Below are 18906 nucleotides of genomic sequence, written 5' to 3'. Positions count from 1 at the left end.
TATAACACAAGAAGCGGCCTGCTCACCTACAGTGGACGGGCCGTTTCCGTCACTCAAAAAACATTCGAGAGCATTGATCACATACATTAAACATACATTATATCGAGACAGTCCTTGTGGTCACCAATTAATCTAGATATTGTTGGACGCGTTATTTTAGGGATATTCAATTAAGTGGAACAATAACGTCAAGTTGTGGTATATTTTGAGATCTTTCTAAGCCAAGCAAAACAGGTTCAACAATAATGGACTTTACATCATCTGACGGGGTAATACATTGCATTGTTACGTCGTCCCAAACTTCTTCATTTCCAAATTTTTTGGAAGGTTGTAGCGCGCCAATGTACTCTCCGGCAAGATCCTGGCGGCTTGGTGTTAAAACGATCAGAACCATGCCGTTTAAAGGCATATAAAACGGAAGTCTGCTATTCATCTGTAGTGGCTGGCGTACTTGCATTGAGATAGTTGTGTATACCGGTCCTTTAGATACCTTGTTGACAGTGATTGTGATTCCCTCATAGGTACTGCTTGCATCCTTTGGAAACACTGTTTCAATGGCATTATCTATCGCTACACTAGAAACTGGAACATATAGTGTCCAATTTCCTTTTATTGTACCCACCTGACGAATAGGAATCGTCAGCATGCCGCTTCGCGACACCTGATCAGATGACAGGTACCAACCAACATCACCACGATACATATTTGGTGATACCAAAGAATCCCCCCCCTCGGCACTATCAATAGGAAGCGGTTTACCGTTCAATAGAATCTTTGTCACAGTAAGGTTAATTTGTGTAACATCAATCGGTTCGTACCCTTCCGGTACCTGAATAGCATAGATTAATTTCACCTGCTTGCCATCATAATAGGCTTTTGGCGCAGACACGGTAATTCCCTGGTCAGTTGCCGACGGATTTGCATCCGACGCATACTGGTTGAGTTTCGAAATATAAGTAAACGAGTATAACTCACCAATGATTGGTATTTTTTGCAATGCCTTGGCCATTACAGGTGAAACGAATCCTGAAACGCCAATCGCCACGATTACTAATATTGCGGCACTGACTGCGTAGACGGGCAGCCAACGTTTCCAGTCAGCCTTTCCGTGTGCGCGACTATGGCCTCGTTTTACTTGTGCCCATGTCATTTTGGATACGTTAATGCGTGCAGCATCTTCCATTAATGCCTTGTGAAATATGTCAGACATACTGAACGCCTCCTTTGGTGTTAACCATATCTTTTACTTCCTCATTAATCTCCTGAGCGAGAACACGTCGTGCACGATTCAGGCGATATTTGAGCTTGCCCAGTTTCCATCCGGCGGCCTCGGCAGCCTCGGCCTCCGTGCAACCAATGAAATGTACGAGGACGACGGCGGTTCTCTCACCATATGATAGATGTCTCATAGCCCCGTCGATGAGCATGCGGCGTTCAGCCTGCAGGATATCGTTACTTGGGCTAGAAAGGTGAATTTCGTCAATGTTTATAACAGCCTTCCGCTTGCGCACTTTGTCCAATGCTGTGTTTACTAAAATTCGGTAGAACCAACTACGGAATGCACGCACATCTTGTAGGTGTTGTCGGTGTACATAGAGTTTAAGAAACGCATCTTGAGCGACCTCCTCAGCATCTTGTTGGTGCCTTAGAATCAGCCAGCAGATTCGAACAGCTTGATCCCAGCTAAGCCGGAATAATTCCTCGTACGCTCGCTCATCTTTAAGGTATACACGTTCAATAATTTCCTCCGGTATATCCACCTGATTCACTCCTTTCTATAAGTATAGACGTTAGAAATGAAGAAATCGTAGGATTGAATTTATTTTTTTTCAGAGAAAAGCATTAGAATCGGTTTATACGGAATTTCTAAGTCAGAATGTGCCGGTCTGGAATGAGAATTGATCTAATGAACTGGCTGCAAGCCTTCTGCCGATGATGATTATGGAAAGACTTTTGAATATCCAATAAGCAGCAGCGTTGTTTCCTTGGAAAGCCGGGTACGGTGCCAGGACGGATTATTTTCATTTAATCTTTAGTTTGACGCAAGAATTTTCCAAATGCAGGCGTAGCAAGGGAGCTGAGGTACTCTTAAGAAAATGCATTCGCTACTACAGCCAATTCTCGGCCTTTTGTAAAATGTTTTTAACATACTTTACGTCTACAATAGATTCACATCCAAGCGCTTTCAATATTTGTTCTTGCTGATCGGAGCAGCGCGTTGTCAAAAGGGTATTTGTAAAGCCGCGACGCAAAGCGCAGGCATTCCGCCCATGCATCCGGCGTCCTTGTTACCATGGACACGACGGCTTCGTGGATAATCTGCAATCTTGCCGATTCTTCCAAATCAGGACGCCTCCTTTCCCATCATTGTTCTGCTGCACCTGTTAAGGCTCTAAATCATAAACTTCCCCGTCCTCATCCGCAGGAAAATTAGTCGCCGGCGCTTCCGCTTGTTTTTCCTGGCTTTGCTTGAAAAAGTTTGGAAAGAGAAAAAACGTTTTTTCTAAATTCTTACCGGTGTCTGTCCCTGGTAAAATAATTCCAATTACTCACTCTCATTCATGAGAGCAAGACACTTATTAAATACTGACAGTTGATTAGGCAAAGAGGTAGAACCAGCATGATACAAAATGTTATGGCTAGATTTCTTTCTTAGATCTTTTGCTGGGGTCTGCTCCGAAAGAATTCATCCTACACTTCTTTCCTGAATAAATCAGCAAGCCTGCTAACAGTTTTTCCTGCCTCTTATCACATACTATTTACTCTGGCCGTGGGTTGAATCAGTGCTGGGTTCGTCGGCAATCAAAACTCCAGGAGACAAAGACAGCGCTTGCGCAATCATTACTCTTTACTTCATCCCTCCACTCAGTTGAAAAGAGTACCTTTTCATTATTTTTTCCAGGTTGGGCAGGGCCACCCTCCCAAACAAACTGATTGAGTTGTCTCCGGCTTCCTTTTTAGAGCAATCTTCATGGGCAAGAATTGTCTCAATAAGCTGACAACCTATTTTTAGCACCGGATTCAATGAGGTCATGGGATCCTGAAAGATCAAAGAAATTTCCTTGCCTCTGATTTTGCGCAGTTCTTGGGATGGCAATTTTAATACATCCCGACCATTTACATAGACTTCCCCGCTGACTATCTTTATCGGAGCTTCAATCAAACCCAACAGGGATAATGAAGTGACGCTTTTTTCGCAAACCATTTCCTAAGAGATTAACGGCAAGTAACGGCAACATTATCACTATACCGGGAAACAACATTAAATCTTAGCCTAGCATCGGGGCTTCACGGTTAAATTTCCAATCAGTCCCCTCGGCAAAGTGGACTAGCGTTAAAATTTATTTTACAGATTTAGAAATACACAGAGGATATTAAAACATTGTGAAGTATTATAGAATTACTAAATTAATACAGCACCGCAAGGGAGTGTTGTATCCTTTATATTTAAAAGAAACGGAGGGTTCTTATGTTTACAGTCGAGAAGATAAAAAGCTTCGGTACCTCAGGCGGGGGTGAATTTTCCGACCCTACTGATATTATGAATAATTATATACTCAGGGAAATTAAGATCACGGATGATGATAATAATGTTCATGGAATAGAGTGTACATGGAAAGATATCCAAGGTAAGCAGCATAGTGAACCAAGGCGTGGAGGGCAATGGGGAGGCTTAAATGAAGAGATAGTAATATTAGATCCTGATGAATACATTTGTAAAATCGAAGGCACGATTGGTACAGGGTGGCGGCCACTTCTTAATAGAATAAGATTTACAACAAATAAAGGAAATTTATTCCCGAAAAAAAAGAAATATTATGGAGGGGCCACGGATGGCAATAATTTTACAATTGATGGGCTAAGACTAGCTGGCTTTTATGGAAGATGTGGTTATGGAATTGATAATATAGGTTTCTACTCTCGGGTTGACAAAAGTGAATATTTGTATTTTACTGATTTTGTAAAAAGTCATGAATATGGTGGAGATGGAGGTAATCCGTTTACAGATAACCCCCCCACTGATGTTCCTACACACCTTAAAGAAATAGAATTTAAATATGGAAATGATTTAAATGATATCAGATGTAAATGCAGAAATCAAAATGGTAAGATGTATGTTGGTGAAGAACATTCCGGTCGGTGGGGCGATAATTACTATATATTTCTCCTGGATAATGATGAGGTAGTTACAACTGTCAAAGGATCATTATCTAAAGATAAAAAGGGTGTACGCAGCCTCCAATTACAAACAAATAAAAATAGGGTCAGCGATATAATTGGTAGTAATGACGGAATTGACCCTTTTGAAATAAAGGCTAACACAGTCGGTTTCTTTGGCCGTGCTGGGTGTTCGATAGACAAAATAGGCGTTCTCTCGGGTGTACCCGTGAAGCTTGAGTATTACAGGATGTCGGTTTGGATCGCGCCTACGACCATTCCCGGACCAATTCCTATCAAAGGAGACCATACCTGGGTAACAGGGTCTGACAAGAGTTGCTGGCGCGGTTTAGGTGGCAATGATCCTAATTATTATTGTAATCCAAATCGTTGGACATACAATCCAAATACAAATGACTATGATTATCTACCGCCGCCGGGTTGTAAAGGCAAACTTCTTGAAAAAGGTAAAGGGGATATGTCTAAAGCAGCACTTATGGCTGGTCGAGAGCATAACTTAGTTCTTATTATTAACGGTAAACCAACCAATACTGGTATAACTATGTTTCATGCCGGTATCACCTACGGATTAATTGGAGTATGTCACCAAATAGCCAACCGTGTCTTACTGCCTTCAGGAATAACAGTGGATGGTGCAGCTGGTTATAATTTAAGTTGGTGGTTTTTTGATGTTTATGGGACGTATTGGAGATATGCCAATTATTATGCATTCATCGGAGTTTTATATAAAATGGTTAAAGACAAGTACCCTAACGAAAATTTATTCCTAATAATTGCACAAATTATTTTGATAGCAGATAATGTTACGAAAGATCCGAGAGGGGAATTCATCCAGCGCTGTAAGGATAGCGGAATAACACCACCAATTTTTGCGGAAAATAAATTGTTAAGTCAGTTATTTCAACTTAATGATAAATATTCTCCGCCAACTTCCGCCAGAGATTCAGTAATTATGCATCATAGTTTTCATTTAGAAGAAGTAGAAATAATGTTGAATTATCGCAATTCCAAAATGTTAAAACCCGTAAGTGAATCTGTTATTCGTGATATTAGAGATGTTATAGATCAGCTTTTACGACCAACTGATGAGGAAATGGCATTTTCAGCTGCTCTTTCTCATGCAGCTAACACCAATGATTTGCAAAGTATTGGCGATTTAGTTTCAAGTAACGAATATATCTCGAACGGAGTAAAAGCATTATCACAAATAAACTCTTTTGCTCTTGCACTTCAGGATAAGATAGAAAAAATTTTAAGTCCGAAAGATTATGAAGCTTTGTTTGGCTATCCTTCCGGGGAAAGATATTATCTTATAAACCCATTTTTCTTTGAAAAAAATTATAATACACACATTAGAAATTAAATTATGCAGTAAGCCCAACCACACAGGAGGGGCTTACTGCATTACCTGAAAATTCTGAATAGCAGCCTTATCGGCAGTGTATTGTTTAGCTGCAAATGTCAATATCCTGTTAAAAGTAATCCAAGAAATGGCTAGGGTTGTCTATCTCAATAATTAGCCTCAACGTTCAAAATTAAATAGGCTAAGGTACTCGTCATATCCCTCCTTTAGCAGATTTTCCTTCGGAATAAACCGCAAGGCGGCGGAATTGATGCAATAACGTAAACCGGTTGGAGTTGGTCCGTCCTGGAAAACATGGCCTAGATGTGAGTCTACCGCCTGGCTGCGAACCTCCGTGCGCTTCATGCCATGACTTAGGTCTATTTCCTCCTTAATATTTTTAGCGTTAAGCGGTTTGGCAAAGCTTGGCCAGCCGCAACCGGAATTAAATTTGTCAATGGAACTGAAAAGCGGCTCGCCTGATACAATATCCACATAAATGCCTTCGCGTTGATTATCCCAATATTCATTTCTAAATGGAGGCTCCGTGGCATTATTTTGGGTGACTTCATACTGTAGCTTAGTGAGCCTCTGCTTAAGCGGCTCTTTATCCTTACTCCTTTTATCCTCCCAGTATTTCTCAATAAACGCATCACGGCCCGAACTCCGGCGATACTGGTTGTAGTGAAGAGGGTTCTTCTGATGGTAATCCTGGTGGTATTCCTCAGCCGGGAAAAAGGTTGCCGCCGGAAGTATAAGCGTTACTACAGGTTTGTCGAACCGATTACTTTCAATAAGAGCCTTTTTAGATGATTCTGCTTGTTGTTTTTGCTCTTCGTTATGATAAAAAATCGCCGTTTGATATGGAGACCCACGGTCAAAAAACTGACCGCCTGGATCAGTTGGATCAATTTGTCTCCAGAATACCTCAAGCAGTTTCTCATAGCTCACGACAACCGGATTGAAACGAACCTGCACCGCCTCGTAGTGACCGGTAGTATGGGTACAAACCTCTTCATAGGTGGGATTTTCCTTACAACCACCGGTATAACCGGATATCACATCAGCAACACCTGCTGTCTCTTGAAACGCTCGCACCATGCACCAGAAGCACCCTCCTGCAAAGGTAGCGAATTCATCACGTCCAAGATCGATACTGTCTTTCATTCCATCACTCTCCAGAATTTGTCATTAGATTAATAAAGATTAAGAAGAACATTGGAGGATCTAAAAACAATTACCGTGCCACATAATCACCCCTTCAATAATTTAATATAATTTTTCTACCTGTTCCCGTATAAATGACAGGCAACCATGTGTTCATTTTCAATTAGCCGCAAGGTAGGTTTCTCCTGCCGGCATACTTGCCAGGCCAACCTGCACCGGGGATGAAAACGACAACCGGCGGGCGGGTTAAGAGGATTTGGAGGTTCGCCCATTAGAGTTTTCCGCCTGTCTTTCCTTTGCCGGGGGTCCGGCACAGGAACAGAAGCCAGAAGATCTGTCGTATAGGGATGAACGGCTTCTGCTAACAAATCCTCACAACGGATTATCTCTATAATACTGCCCAAATACATTATAGCTATCCGATCACTAATTTGACTGATCACTGCCAAATCATGAGAGATAAACAAATAAGTCAAATTATATTCTTTTTTTAAGTTTTCTAATAAATTTAATATTTGAGCCTGAATAGAAACATCCAGACTGGAAACAGGTTCATCAAGCACCAATAACCGTGGCGTAATAGCCAGGGCCCTGGCCAGGCTGACTCTCTGGCGTTGTCCGCCGCTTAGTTGATGTGGGTACTTGTTGATATACCCACGATCAATACCTACCATTTCCATTAACTCTTCTACTCTTTGTTTACGATCTTTGGGGGTCCTGATTTGGAAATTATTCAGAGGTTCTTCAATACTTGCCCCAACAGTTTGCAACTGATTCAGAGATGAACTGGAATCTTGGAAAACAATCTGCATATTTTTTCTTATATGCCGCAGCTTTTTCCCTGAAAGATTTGTAATATCCTCACCTGCAAATATTATTTTCCCCCCGGTCGGTTCCTCCAGTCTCAAAATCAACCGGGCCAGGGTACTTTTCCCACACCCGCTCTCCCCGGCTAAAGCCAGAGTTTCCCCCTGCCGCAGGGAAAACGATATATCCTCTACAGCATACACAATTTCCTTTGCCGCGGAAAAATGTCCGAAACTTGTATTGTATTTCTTTTTCAAATTAGCAACTTTCAAAAGAATCATGCTACAGAACCTTCCTTGAAAGGTTTTTTCAGCTTATGACAAGCCGCTTTGTGTCCCGGATTAATTGTCGTTAAGCCGGGTTTATGACCCAGACAAACATTATCAACATACGAGCAGCGCGGTGCAAAGGCACATTGTTCCGGCAGATTAAGCAAATTTGGCGGTTGTCCCTGAATCGGCACCGGCAAATCATGATAATAACCAAATTTAGGCATTGAATTCAGCAAAGCTTGTGTATAGGGATGCAGCGGGGTTTCAAATATATTCAGTACAGGCCCGTATTCTACAATTGAACCGGCATACATTACCGCCACTTCATCAGCCAGTTCCGCTACAACCCCCAAATTATGGGTTACAAGAATCAAAGCCGTATTAAATTCTTTCTGTATTTTTTTAAGCTCCCATAAGATTTGCGCCTGTACCGTTACATCTAAAGCGGTGGTGGGTTCATCGGCAATCAAAACTTCAGGAAACAAAGACAGTGCTTGTGCAATCATAACTCTCTGCCTCATTCCCCCGCTCAGTTGAAAAGAGAATCTTTTCATGATTTTTTCCGGGTCAGGCAGCCCAACCTTTTTAAGCATACTTACTGATCTGTCTCTGGCTTCCTTTTTAGAACAGTTCTCATGGGCAAGAATTGTTTCAGTAAGCTGACAACCTATTTTTAGCACCGGGTTCAATGAAGTCATGGGATCCTGAAAAATTAAAGAAATCTCTTTGCCCCTGATTTTACGCAGTTCTTGCGAAGAAAGTTTTAATATGTCCCGATCATTTAAATAGACTTCCCCGCTGATAATCTTTCCCGGAACTTCAATCAAACCCAACAGAGATAATAAAGTGATGCTTTTTCCGCAACCGCTTTCCCCAACAATACAGAGTGTTTTACCTGCCTGAACCTGAAAACTGACCCCGTTAACAGCCTTTACCACTCCTGAGCCGGTATAAAAATATGTTTTCAAATCATTAACTTGAAAAACAGCATTGTTTAACATAAATTTACTCCCCAATACAGTATAATAAACTAAAAAATAAACTGCATAAAATGCTGGACTAAAATAATTAAGCAGATTTCTACCTTTCAGTCGAACTTCTGGGATCAAAAGCGTCTCGCAGACCATCTCCCAAGAGATTGAAAGCCAGTACCAACACCATTATTGCTATCCCGGGAAAAAGCATTAAATTCGGTGCCACCTGCATATAATTCTTTCCGTCATTAAGCATAGCCCCCCACTCAGGCGTGGGCGGTTGAGCCCCTAAACCCAGAAAAGACAGACTGGAAATGGCTAAAATCAGCTTCCCCATATCCAAAGTGGCCATTACTATCACAGGAGATAATACATTGGGTATAATGTGACGGACTAAAATATTTATATTTGATGTACCGGCTGCTCTGGCACCCAAAACATATTCTTTTTCTTTTATCGACAAAACCATACCTCTGACAACCCGTGCATAACCTACCCACCATACCGCAGATAAAGCAATCATCACATTGATAAGGTTTGGCCCCAACATACCGGCAATAACCAGAGTCAAAATAAGGCCGGGAAAAGCCAGCAGCACATCAATAATACGCATGATAAAATTATCTATTCTTCCCCCGTAGTATCCTGAAAGCGTTCCTATAGGAATACCGATTAGCATAATTGTTATTAAAACCAGCAGTGACGTGCTGACTGACACTCTGGTTCCAAATATTAAGCGGGAAAGTACGCAGCGGCCCAAATGATCGGTACCTAAAGGATAATCGGCAGTAACAGGCAATAATATTTGTTCGAGTTTAACTTCATCCGGATCATGTGGCGTTATAAAAGGCGCAAATACCCCTGTAAAAAAAACGAGCATGATTATGCCTAACCCAATTAAAGCAAGCCTATCTTTAAGAAGCCTTGCCAGAGTCGCTCCCAACAAACCTTTACCGCTCATACCGGTCTCCCTTTCCCAAACGAATCCGTGGATCCAGAAAAACATAAGATATATCTACTATTAGGTTAACCAAAACAAACACTAAGGCCATCAACAGCACATAGGCCTGAATCACCGGATAGTCACGATTAAAAATAGAGTCTACACATAATCTTCCGACTCCCGGCCAGGCGAAAATTGTTTCCACAATGGCCGTGCCTCCCAACAGATGCCCAAAACTCATGCCAAAAACAGTTACCACAGGTAAGAGGGCATTTCTCATGGCATGCCGTGAAATGATCAGCTTCTCTTGCAGCCCCTTGGCTCGAGCCACCTTAATAAAATCCTGCCCCAGAACATCCAACATACTGCTCCTCAACAGACGGGTATAAGTGGCCGCCAGACCAAACCCAAGAGTTGCAGACGGCAGCACCAGATGACTCCACCCACCCCGCCCCATTACAGGAAAAAGGTGCAGTTTAACCGCCAGAATATAGATCAACAACAAACCCAGCCAAAACGCAGGCATAGATGCACCGAATAAGGCTACCAAGCGACTAAAATGATCTATCCAGGCGTTTTTATATAAAGCAGCACAGATCCCGCTAGGTACCGCCAATAAAAGCATGAAAAACAAAGCGGCCAGAGTTAACTCAAGAGTTGCCGGAAAACGGCTTAACACTTCCAGCGCCACAGGTTGACCCGTACGAAAGGAATTGCCCAAATCAAGCTGCAGCACTTTAACCAACCAATGAAAATACTGCATATAAACACTATTATTCAGGCCAAATTCTTCTCTCATTGCCTCAACCGCTTCGAGTGTCGGTTCCACTCCGCTGCTCCGCAAAAGGATTTCTGCAGGATCTCCCGGTGCAAGATTAATCAAAGCAAAAGTTATAATAGAGACACCAAACATTACCGGTATAAGGTAAAATAAACGTTTTAATAAATATAGTATCATTTCAAACCTCTAGCAAGAACCACAGCAAATTTTCAACCTCTACTTTCCCATTTATTTCAGATATTCCTCTACATTGGTCGATTAAGAGGATCGTATAATATAAGAATTGGAAAGATTTTTGGTGTAACCATAAAACTAATGCTCTCTCCGTTTTTATCTTCATATGCAACAAAATAATCTCCAAATTGAGGTACATATTCAATATATTGATATTGAATATCTCTATCACTATACTTGATACATACGTAAAGTGTTGTAGATAATCTCGCTACCGCTTTTTGTATAACAGAAAACTGTAATAGAATGATTACTATGATGATAAACAAAAAGATAATTTTTTTATTAATTAATTTCCACATTATAACCTACCTTTAAATCTATGGGATTTCAAAAAATTCCACACAAGAATAATTAGTAATAGCCATGAACGGTACATAAATTTCTCCAATAATCATTAAATGTAACGATACTTATCCAAGGGCTTGGCTCAGATATACCAGCTACTTTAACATCTTCCTCATAATAATAACGTAACACTTCCAAACTAATTTTTTCTTCTACTTGTGGGCCGACTAAGGTATTTTCTTTTATATATTACCGATGAAAATAGACACTGAACTACTCATGTGACTGTTTGTTTTCAAAGTGTCAAAGACTCAAATATTTTATAACAAATTAGTTGACAGATTGAGTTGGATAAATTAAAATGATAATGAAAATCATTCTATTTCTTGAAAACTTATTGACAATATTACCATTGTACCTGACCATCCCAACAATTTTTTTTGCCATACATATGATAATGAATATCATTATCATATGTAATCTTTCATTATTTACGTTGTCAGGATATCCAAAATCTAAGTGATAAGGCTTGCTGTAATTAAAATTGTTGTGGGCAGTCGAGATATTATGTGTTGTAGTTATATTTGCTAATACAGGAGGTGAAGAGAAACCAACTTGCTAAACCAATTTAAATCGTAAATTTATTATTTAAAAGGAGGTTTTATTGTGGAAGGTAAAGTAGCTATTTCGGCATTTGGAAACGATGCTGAAGCCATGTATTCTCCTCATTTCGGTGCCGCAAGTCATTTCGTAATTTATAATCTTTCTACAGGAGAGACTGAGGTGGTCGAAAATGTTGCTCACAATCTTTCTGCCGGTCGTGGGGAAATGGCGGCCAGACTGCTTCTGGAACATGGCATCAAGGCGGTAGTAACCCAGCTCATTGGCCCAAGACCCTTTAGAACTTTTCAGGAAAATGGCGTAAACATTTACCCTGGGTTGCGACTAATGGTAGAAGACATTACAAGGGCAGTCCAAGAAGAGCGCTTAAGTCCGCCTTTGAGTGGTCCAACCGAAGAGTCGCATTCCGGAGGAGAATGTAATTCTAAAAATTGCAGCAAATGCAGCGAGGCTGCATCCACATCCGCTCAGATAACTGAAAATATCAAAGAAGAAGTAAAAGAATCCGAACAAGGATAGCGGATCTTTGGTTAATTAGTGCGGAGTAGTACCGATCTGTTTTTAATTTATCATGTCAATTATATGACCGGAAAGTAATCTTCTTTTTGTTGCTTTCCGGTCAGGTCTGTTTAAGCAGAATTTGTAAGCAACCAACCTCGCTTCTGAAGAAACTCCGTAAATTAGCTTTTACTGCACCATAATATTCTCTAACCACGCGTTGGCAGCTAGTTTTATGTGTACCGATAACCTTAATTGCCGACCACAGCCAGGTACGTTAAGAATACACCTTCCGGTATTGGGTATTTCGTATTTGTACACCCCATCAGGCAATAGCTAGTCTAAACCAGTTTACCAAGTTACAAGACAATATCTTAATCCACATAAATGCATTATTACTGAACATTTCAAGCTGATATTTAGGCTCTATTTTTCCACCTTAATTCCGGCCAAGTTAAGCCAAGGATCTTCAGCGGTAATCTGATAATTTTTCACCCAGTCACGAGTAGCTACTACTTTCTCCTCATGAATAGTGTATACAGCCGGGACTTGTTCCACAATCATTTTCTGCAGCTTATTATACAAATCTTTCTTGAGGTTTTCATCCTGTTCCGCTTCAGCCTGTGCTACCAGTTGGTCATATTCTTGATTATTATAGTGACTCGACAAATCTTTAGAAGTGTGCAATCTCAAATGATGCGGGTAATCGCCCCAAGTATAGTAACCGCTACGCAATAATATATCAAAATTACCGGCCTTTTCTGCTGCAGTAATGGCACCTGATTCCATGATTTGTATTTTCAAATCAATCCCTGCCTCTTTCAATTGCCCCTGAACTGCCTCTGCTTCTATTTTTTGCCTGGGACTCCAGGGAGCCAGCAGCATACTAACCTGCAAGGGTTTCCCGTTTTTCTCAACAACCCCGTCTCCGTTACCGTCTTTCCAGCCTGCTTCAGCCAATAACTTCTTGGCTTTTTCAAGATCGGGAACTATTTTCAGATCAGAATTACTGTACTGCATTACCGGAGAGAGAGGTCTGCCTTTAGCTGCTACGCCAATACCGCCGAGCAATTCCTGAACGATTTTTTCACTGTTCACAGATAGTGCAACAGCACGGCGAACATTAACATCTTCAAAAGGACCTTTGATGGTATTGAACTGCATAAAATCAGTAAAAGTTGACAGCCTTTTGTGAATTTTCACTCCCGGCTCAGCGGATAAGCGTTTTGCATCTATTTCATTTAATTTAAGAGCCATATCAACCTGCCCTGACTGCAGTGCCATTAACCGTGTGGCGACATCAGGTATAACTTTGAACACCACCCTGTCCAATGTACCAGGTGTACCCCAATAATTTGCGTTGCGCACCATAACAATTTCCTGATCCTTTACGTGCTTATCCAACTTATATGGACCGCTTCCTACCGGACCTTTAAAAGTTCCTTTATCATCCAAACTACTGGGACTCATAACAGGCCAGGCCACATGTGTCAAATATGACGGTAACGGAGTAGGTTTTGTGCAAATAAATTTAACGGTATAATCATCAATGACTTCAATACTTTTTAGCGGAAGCAACTTGCGCTTCATAACGTCCGCCCGCTGGCTGTAGGAATATACTACAGCCTGAGCATTAAACGGAGACCCATCGCTGAACTTCACATTTTTTCGCAGGTGAAATATCCATTCCGAACCACCTGCAGCAGGCTCCCAAGATACAGCCAAACCAGGCTGTTCTTTTAAATCAGTGCTCAGACGCACTAAAGTCTCATAAATTTGAGACCAGACAAACCTGGCATCACCGTCGGGAAACTTTTCCAAATCCCAATTCATTACATCACTGGAGACAGCCACCACCAATTCCTGATTCGCAGAACCGGTTTTACTGACTTTTTGACTTTCAGTCTGCCCACAGCCGGCTAAAACAAATAGCATAGTAATACAACTTAGTATGACACACATAACTTTTTTTCCTAACACTTACCTCACTCCTTCTTAAGCAACTTATTACCGGCAATCATCTTCTAAAAAAATAAAGTTAGCCACATTTCTTTGTCGCCGAGCATAATGAAAGTGAACTGCTCTGATTTCACCTCTCCTTTCGTAACGGTAGCCTTTATATTAGTTAAGCACAGAAATTAAAAACCACGAAAGAAACCCTTTTTACAGGTCATACCTTCGTGGTAAAAAATATACTTATTAAGCTTTGACAAATCATATTTTCCTTCAAATACCTTGCTCACGACTTCTTGTCGTTGTTAAAAAATATATTCTCCATAATTTGCGAAATTCCTTCCTTGTCTTCAACAGTATTTCATTTAATTTCTCACTCATCCTTAACTTCAATCACCGGTTTTTCAAGAACGAGGAACTGTTTCAAAACGCTGTTACAGTAATCAAACAATATCGGTATATCATCAGTAATAGTTTCCTATAACGTCGTAATACTCATATCTCCATATTTATATGCCATTATATTCCTCATACCTTTAATATTTCTCCATGGTACTCCACTATAGGTTTCTTTGAAATCTTCGGACAAGTGGGCTGATAGCTCACCAATTTGCAGGATGCACATGGCTACCGCATTTCTGTAAATAGAATTAACTTTGAAGGCTTCAGATGAATTGCCAAAGTATGAATGTGTTTCATATATCTCGTTACAATATTTGATAATATGCTCCAGTATATCAATATTTCTTTCATTACTGTCCATAGAGTACAATTTCCTCCTCACTAATCCGTTTCAATAATTTTTCATTAAGGCTTTCGGTTATCAGCACATCGACATGAGTATTAAGCTTTTCTTCAAGATCTAAGTTAAAGCCGGAAAGCTGAAAAAGTCCCTTTATAAGCCCCTTGTCAATATGCAGATCAATATCACTGTCCGACCTTGCATCTCCCCTTGCATAGGACCCAAAAAGAGAAACCCGCTTAACCCCATACTGTTGAGCTATATCTATGACAATATTTGTATTTCTTCAATTGTATAAATATGTTCTGCCATATCTAAATGCCCCTTTCAAATAACAATTACCCTATTGTAATATTTTTACAGTAGGGTAATTTCGACTACAATTCGACAATTACAACTATATTTTAGAGCTATAAATGGTTAACCCGCATGTAAGCCTAGTTATCTCATAATCACTAAATATTGGATACTTTTTATATTACCATACTAATAAATTTTTAGCTATACTTTTTACAAATTGATAACGGCAACTTTATTCTTCTGAAATTCACTATACTACCTCATTTGTTCGCAATGGCGGAGATTGTTATTTCTCGCTTTGAAAGCGGCTTCCTATTCGTGAGGTCAGCATATTTCTTCGCATGGCATTTTGGAGCAATAAAATTATTATTCCCAAAAATTATTAACATCTACTGGCAATAATAATTTTTGAATCCAGTGTATCCCCAATCTTTGACAGAGGGTAACCTGTAAAATCCGGACTATCGACAATATTAATTATTGAAAAATATTTTTCCAATAGTTCTATATATTCATCGTAAAAAAGATCGCCATTAAATGTATACACCTTATTCCCTTTTTGCACACCTTCAAAAGTCGTCAGATTCCACTCTATATCCAATAAAATGTTTTTCGATCCCTCACCCTTACTATAAAAACAGTGCTTATTGATAAACAGCCCATTCTTTTTCAAGCTCTCATATATTCTGGGTACAATTCGAGGGTTTTTCCCGCCAGGATTAGAGGAAAAAAAGATCACATCATATTCTTCGCCGATATCATCAGCAAAAAAATTTCCCGAAATTACTTTCACTCTCTCTGCTTCATATTTCTCAATATATTTTCTTGTATCATCAATAACACCGGGAAAATCATATACGTGCGCCACAAGATCAGGATTTATTTTAGTAAATGCTATGGCATATAATCCGTGACCTCCGCCAAGATCAAGCAGTCTCTTAGCTTTCTTAAATTCCGGCAACTCTGCAATAATACTGACTGTTCTCTGCAATTCACCGCATAATGCTTCATCCGCCAGTGAATGTATAAGATTGTTCGCAAAGAACTTTTCCTCACTCAGAGTAATCGGACCTTCCTTTAATATTTTAGGTAAGTTTTCCCACAATCTAAGACCTGACTGCAAATTCTTTAACACATTATGCTGCGCTAAAGGCGAATCAGTACGCAAAAATAGATTGCTTATTTCAGTATTTTCATAAAGTCCCGATCTCTCAAAAACTAAGCCCATTATTTTCAGAGCTTCACAAACATTACTAATAATATTCAAATCAGTCTTCAACTCATGGGAAATATCTCTTATTGTTTGCGGAACAACTAACCGGTCAAATATACCGATTTCTACTGCCGTCAGGAGAATACAGTACTTTTTGAAGCCCTCAGCACAATTATTTAACATATCATATACTGGTTTAATATCAGCATAATCTCCTATATCAAGTGGAATTTTTGTCACTATCATTCGCTCCTTTAAAATAATATTTTATCAGTATAATAACAACACTAATCAAACTAGCCACACCTCAAGAGACAGGCAGCTCCTGTTTGATTAGGTTAATACAGGAGTTTCGTCTTTCTTGCCCAAAAACATTTCCGCATAATCAGCATATCTGCCGGCATAAAAGGAGGAGGTAAACCACATTCCTTTATCGCCAAGTATAATAGACAGTGGCTTCGCCTGTTCAAAATCCATATCTCCGTTTTCATTAAAGAAACGGTCATCTACCTCTAAATGAACAACTTTGCCAATTACCAGAGAATAATTCTTCCTGCTAATCTCCTCTACCAGGGTACACTCCATCCAGGCCAGACAACCCTCAATCCCGGGAGGTTTTATTATCTGAGAAGATCGCGCTGCAAGATTAGCAACCTCAAACTCATCAACCTCCGGGGGGTAATTCTTTGAGCAGAGAATTACTTGCTCTACCATTTCCTCATGTGGGATATTAATAACAAATTCTTTTGTCTGCCGGATATTATTCAGCGTATCGCGCTTAATCCATGAAGCCATAACAATTTCGTCGAAAGGGCGCAATATCGGTGTGATGTTAGACCATGGAGCAATATTTCTGATACCTTCCTGTGACACGGTAGAAATAAGAGCTACCGGCAGCGGTAAAACCTGTTCCCTTTGGCGCGGCTTTAAAATCATATTAATCCCCCTCTTTGTTGATTTGTATTTGCTCTTTATTTATCTAACAATCATAGCTGTTTCCAGGCTCGGCTTAAAGAAAGGATCAATTTCTAAATCAACCACCTTCTTATTGCTAGAGAACAGACATACATCGTGGTAGAGTGGACTGAGCGGCACATCCTGTGCTGCTAGCTGCTGCAATTCACGATAATACTGTTGCCTTTTGGCAATATCCAGCTCAGCACCGGCTGCCTCCACCAGCCTGTCGGCTGCCAAATTGCTGTAACCGATACCTCGCTGCAGGTTCATCTGCCCCTTGGAGTAGAGCCATTGACTGAAAAAGAAGTCCGGGTCACCTGTCATCAAGGTATAGGGCGATAAAGTAAGATCATATTGGCCTTTCTTAACTGCTTCTTTCCATGCAGCATTCTCCATCATTTTTAATTCTGTATCAAAACCGAGAGTTTTCAGATTGGCCTGAATTATTTCCGCAATTGACTTATAAGGCCAGCGATTTGCCAAAGATGAATTAACGATAAATACTAATTTTTGTGATCTACCAACGGTTATCTGCTTGGACATTTCCTTAGCCTTGTTTTCATCTGTAGTCCACAACCCCTTAACCACCCATGTTTTGGCCAGCGGGCTAAACATTGTATCCGCAGATTCTCCGTATCCGTTAAGCAGCTTTTCAACCAGTTGCGGACGATCTAAAGACAGGCTTACTGCCTGGCGCAACTTCCGGTCGTCAAAGGGTTGTTTTTTATTGTTGAAAAGCAGGTAATGAGTGGTTGTTACCGGTCTGGACCGCAAAGACAAATTGGTGTCTTTTTCTATTGCCGGTGCTTGCTCCGGCAATAGACCGCCTACATCTACCACTGACTGGATTTCCCCGTTCTGCAAAGCAGCCAGACGTGTGGCCGGATCTGGAATAACTTTAAAAGTTACTTTTGTCAATTTAGCTTTACCGCCCCAGTAATCATCGTTACGGATCAGTACCAGTGACTCTCCCTTTTTATACTCACTAAACTTAAAAGGCCCGCTCCCGTAAGGATTGGTGATTTTTCCGCTCTCATCAAAACTTTTCGGGCTAAAAATCGGGCAACCATGATAAGCTGCCTTGGCCGGAAATGCAGGTTCAGGTTTCTTGAAAGTAAACTTAACTTCTTTGTCACTGACGGCCTCCACTTTTTCCAGACTTAGAAATGTGCCATACTCATCTAATTTGACGGACCTTTGCAAACGATTTACGCTCTTTATCACTGCTTCAGAATTTAGCGGTGTACCGTCATGAAACCTGATCCCTTGTCGCAGGGAAACTATCCATACTTTGCCCGTATCATCAGGGACAAACTTTTCCGCCAATTGCGGCTTAGGCTCCAGGTTTTCATCCAAATAAGTAAGGCTTTCCCATACACCGGTGCTGCCATGCAGAAAACTGCCGCTGTCCGGCCCGTTATAAAAATCACGGCCAACGCCTATTACTATTTCCCGTGCTTTCGTTTCTGCCTGCTCCTTTCCGTTACATCCCGCCAGCAGAACAATTATTAAAACTAGCGGGAGTTTACGAATTAGCATGTCGTTATGAACAAATGAACAGAAATTATCATCTAAAAAACTAGTGGAGGCCTTGATTTTAAAGGACTTTTTTGCAATTAAAAAGTGGTATTGATG

17 protein-coding genes are annotated in these 18906 nt (G+C 40.6%); 2 read left to right on the top strand and 15 right to left on the bottom strand.

Annotation, left to right across the window (positions count from 1 at the left end):
- Nucleotides 1-166: 166 nt before the first annotated feature.
- The 4 genes from DTOX_RS01915 to DTOX_RS23715 all read right to left on the bottom strand — a co-directional run bounded on the left by DTOX_RS01915 (nucleotide 167) and on the right by DTOX_RS23715 (nucleotide 3097).
- Nucleotides 167-1210, bottom strand: a complete 1044-nt coding sequence (locus DTOX_RS01915; RefSeq protein WP_015756047.1) for a DUF4179 domain-containing protein — start codon at nucleotides 1208-1210, stop codon at nucleotides 167-169.
- A complete protein-coding gene (locus DTOX_RS01910; RefSeq protein WP_015756046.1) occupies nucleotides 1203-1760 on the bottom strand; it encodes an RNA polymerase sigma factor in 558 nt (185 codons plus the stop codon). Before DTOX_RS01910 ends, DTOX_RS01915 begins: the two co-directional genes overlap by 8 nt.
- A 409-nt stretch (nucleotides 1761-2169) precedes the next feature.
- Nucleotides 2170-2343 carry a hypothetical protein gene (locus DTOX_RS22740; RefSeq protein ID WP_157862819.1) on the bottom strand — a complete coding sequence of 58 codons (174 nt, stop codon included), beginning with the start codon at nucleotides 2341-2343 and terminating at the stop codon, nucleotides 2170-2172.
- Nucleotides 2344-2848: 505 nt separating this feature from the next.
- On the bottom strand, nucleotides 2849-3097 hold the full coding sequence (locus DTOX_RS23715; protein ID WP_174260357.1) for an ABC transporter ATP-binding protein: 249 nt from the start codon (nucleotides 3095-3097) through the stop codon (nucleotides 2849-2851).
- A gap of 372 nt (nucleotides 3098-3469) precedes the next feature.
- Between DTOX_RS23715 and DTOX_RS21175 the strand changes: the two genes are divergently transcribed.
- Nucleotides 3470-5542, top strand: coding sequence for a jacalin-like lectin (locus DTOX_RS21175; protein ID WP_015756044.1), 2073 nt, complete (start codon nucleotides 3470-3472; stop codon nucleotides 5540-5542).
- A gap of 159 nt (nucleotides 5543-5701) precedes the next feature.
- On the opposite strand, the gene msrB is transcribed toward DTOX_RS21175, so the two are convergent.
- The 5 genes from msrB to nikB form a co-directional block, all read right to left on the bottom strand.
- On the bottom strand, nucleotides 5702-6688 hold the full coding sequence (msrB, locus tag DTOX_RS01895; RefSeq protein WP_015756043.1) for a peptide-methionine (R)-S-oxide reductase MsrB: 987 nt from the start codon (nucleotides 6686-6688) through the stop codon (nucleotides 5702-5704).
- A gap of 116 nt (nucleotides 6689-6804) precedes the next feature.
- On the bottom strand, nucleotides 6805-7776 hold the full coding sequence (locus DTOX_RS01890) for an ABC transporter ATP-binding protein (protein WP_015756042.1): 972 nt from the start codon (nucleotides 7774-7776) through the stop codon (nucleotides 6805-6807).
- Complete coding sequence (locus tag DTOX_RS01885) at nucleotides 7773-8768, bottom strand: ABC transporter ATP-binding protein (RefSeq protein WP_015756041.1); 996 nt, start codon at nucleotides 8766-8768, stop codon at nucleotides 7773-7775. The genes DTOX_RS01890 and DTOX_RS01885 overlap by 4 nt, the downstream gene beginning before the upstream one ends.
- A gap of 79 nt (nucleotides 8769-8847) precedes the next feature.
- The gene (gene nikC / locus DTOX_RS01880) at nucleotides 8848-9702 is read right to left on the bottom strand and encodes a nickel ABC transporter permease subunit NikC (RefSeq protein ID WP_015756040.1); all 855 of its coding nucleotides are present in this window, start codon (nucleotides 9700-9702) and stop codon (nucleotides 8848-8850) included.
- Nucleotides 9692-10642: a nickel ABC transporter permease gene (gene nikB / locus DTOX_RS01875; protein ID WP_015756039.1), complete on the bottom strand. Its 951-nt coding sequence runs from the start codon at nucleotides 10640-10642 to the stop codon at nucleotides 9692-9694. The genes nikC and nikB overlap by 11 nt, the downstream gene beginning before the upstream one ends.
- Before the next feature lie 1011 nt (nucleotides 10643-11653).
- On the opposite strand from nikB, the gene DTOX_RS01865 reads away from it, so the two are divergent.
- Complete coding sequence (locus tag DTOX_RS01865; RefSeq protein WP_015756037.1) at nucleotides 11654-12127, top strand: NifB/NifX family molybdenum-iron cluster-binding protein; 474 nt, start codon at nucleotides 11654-11656, stop codon at nucleotides 12125-12127.
- A gap of 405 nt (nucleotides 12128-12532) precedes the next feature.
- Here DTOX_RS01865 and DTOX_RS01860 read toward each other — a convergent pair whose 3' ends face one another.
- From DTOX_RS01860 to DTOX_RS01840, 6 genes are all read right to left on the bottom strand, one after another.
- Nucleotides 12533-14086 (bottom strand): ABC transporter substrate-binding protein, encoded by a 1554-nt coding sequence (locus DTOX_RS01860; RefSeq protein WP_015756036.1) that lies wholly within the window; start codon nucleotides 14084-14086, stop codon nucleotides 12533-12535.
- Between the two features lie 451 nt (nucleotides 14087-14537).
- Nucleotides 14538-14822, bottom strand: coding sequence for a HepT-like ribonuclease domain-containing protein (locus DTOX_RS01855; protein ID WP_242652508.1), 285 nt, complete (start codon nucleotides 14820-14822; stop codon nucleotides 14538-14540).
- Nucleotides 14812-15063 (bottom strand): nucleotidyltransferase family protein, encoded by a 252-nt coding sequence (locus DTOX_RS21895; RefSeq protein ID WP_242652592.1) that lies wholly within the window; start codon nucleotides 15061-15063, stop codon nucleotides 14812-14814. Before DTOX_RS21895 ends, DTOX_RS01855 begins: the two co-directional genes overlap by 11 nt.
- 420 nt (nucleotides 15064-15483) lie before the next feature.
- The gene (locus DTOX_RS01850) at nucleotides 15484-16560 is read right to left on the bottom strand and encodes a methyltransferase (protein WP_157862817.1); all 1077 of its coding nucleotides are present in this window, start codon (nucleotides 16558-16560) and stop codon (nucleotides 15484-15486) included.
- An 87-nt stretch (nucleotides 16561-16647) separates the two neighbouring features.
- Complete coding sequence (locus DTOX_RS01845) at nucleotides 16648-17250, bottom strand: flavin reductase family protein (protein ID WP_015756034.1); 603 nt, start codon at nucleotides 17248-17250, stop codon at nucleotides 16648-16650.
- 39 nt (nucleotides 17251-17289) lie between these two features.
- The gene (locus DTOX_RS01840) at nucleotides 17290-18810 is read right to left on the bottom strand and encodes an ABC transporter substrate-binding protein (protein WP_015756033.1); all 1521 of its coding nucleotides are present in this window, start codon (nucleotides 18808-18810) and stop codon (nucleotides 17290-17292) included.
- Nucleotides 18811-18906: the final 96 nt, after the last annotated feature.

It is taken from the genome of Desulfofarcimen acetoxidans DSM 771, assembly GCF_000024205.1.
In the GTDB taxonomy this organism is placed as follows: domain Bacteria; phylum Bacillota; class Desulfotomaculia; order Desulfotomaculales; family Desulfofarciminaceae; genus Desulfofarcimen; species Desulfofarcimen acetoxidans.
This window is presented reverse-complemented; position numbering and strand designations above follow the sequence as displayed.

What these genes read in the sequence shown, in the direction of transcription:
- DTOX_RS01915 (WP_015756047.1), bottom strand. Translation starts at nt 1,210, where the DNA reads ATGTCTGACATATTTCACAAGGCATTAATGGAAGATGCTGCACGCATT.
- DTOX_RS21175 (WP_015756044.1), top strand. Translation starts at nt 3,470, where the DNA reads ATGTTTACAGTCGAGAAGATAAAAAGCTTCGGTACCTCAGGCGGGGGT.
- msrB (WP_015756043.1), bottom strand. Translation starts at nt 6,688, where the DNA reads ATGAAAGACAGTATCGATCTTGGACGTGATGAATTCGCTACCTTTGCA.
- DTOX_RS01890 (WP_015756042.1), bottom strand. Translation starts at nt 7,776, where the DNA reads ATGATTCTTTTGAAAGTTGCTAATTTGAAAAAGAAATACAATACAAGT.
- DTOX_RS01885 (WP_015756041.1), bottom strand. Translation starts at nt 8,768, where the DNA reads ATGTTAAACAATGCTGTTTTTCAAGTTAATGATTTGAAAACATATTTT.
- nikC (WP_015756040.1), bottom strand. Translation starts at nt 9,702, where the DNA reads ATGAGCGGTAAAGGTTTGTTGGGAGCGACTCTGGCAAGGCTTCTTAAA.
- nikB (WP_015756039.1), bottom strand. Translation starts at nt 10,642, where the DNA reads ATGATACTATATTTATTAAAACGTTTATTTTACCTTATACCGGTAATG.
- DTOX_RS01855 (WP_242652508.1), bottom strand. Translation starts at nt 14,822, where the DNA reads ATGGACAGTAATGAAAGAAATATTGATATACTGGAGCATATTATCAAA.
- DTOX_RS01850 (WP_157862817.1), bottom strand. Translation starts at nt 16,560, where the DNA reads ATGATAGTGACAAAAATTCCACTTGATATAGGAGATTATGCTGATATT.
- DTOX_RS01845 (WP_015756034.1), bottom strand. Translation starts at nt 17,250, where the DNA reads ATGATTTTAAAGCCGCGCCAAAGGGAACAGGTTTTACCGCTGCCGGTA.
- DTOX_RS01840 (WP_015756033.1), bottom strand. Translation starts at nt 18,810, where the DNA reads ATGCTAATTCGTAAACTCCCGCTAGTTTTAATAATTGTTCTGCTGGCG.